Genomic DNA, 716 nt, shown 5'->3' on the forward strand with positions numbered 1-716 from the left:
ACCTTCACACCAGCTCGATTTACAAAAATGTGCTTACCCGTTGATTTAATAATCGCGGCAAGCTTACAGCGCTCTTTATTGTCACCACCGCCAAACTCAAACCAACATCCAACTACAAAGCGCTCGACTTGTTGAACAAAAGGGTTGTCTGGCGCTAACTCGGGCGCGCGAGTTTCGGCTTGCTGGTCAACCAGTACGATACTTTCCTGTTTTTTGGGGAGCTTTTCGTTTTCTGCTTCAATTGCCGCGCGTTTCTCATTAGCCTGCTCGCATGCCTCTTGTAATTGTTTGAAATCATCTTCGAGCTCTAAAGTTGAACGTACTAGATCGCTTACTTCATCACTCTGTTCTGAAAAATCATCTTGCAGGAGTTCACTAGCTTCTTGCTGGTCAACCTCCCCCACTGGCGCAATTTCACTCAAATCAATTTGTTGCTGGAGAGCTTGAAGCGACAATACGTGCTGATCCTCTAGACCTGACAGAAGTCTTTTTGCCAAAGTATCGTCTAAAGCAACCTCGTCAAACCCTAAACGAACACGCTTAACGAGTGATGGAATCATTTTAAGAAGTTTAGCTCTCGCATCTTGCTCTGAAGGATCTGGACATAAGGACCAAACCAGTTCATTTACAATTGCTTTAGCCCCATTCCAAGCTTCGCTTTGCTCTCCCTCGCGCAGAAGTTTAAAGACCAACACTTTACTCCACGCATCGCGTAG

Annotated in this window: 1 protein-coding gene; it reads right to left on the reverse strand. The window is 45.5% G+C overall.

Annotated elements, in window-relative coordinates; translation table 11 throughout:
• Window positions 1–692 (reverse strand): DUF1631 family protein (locus A3762_RS19100; protein ID WP_231878865.1); only part of this gene is annotated, 692 nt, incomplete at its 3' end.
• Window positions 693–716: the final 24 nt, after the last annotated feature.

This window comes from Oleiphilus sp. HI0125 (genome assembly GCF_001635355.1).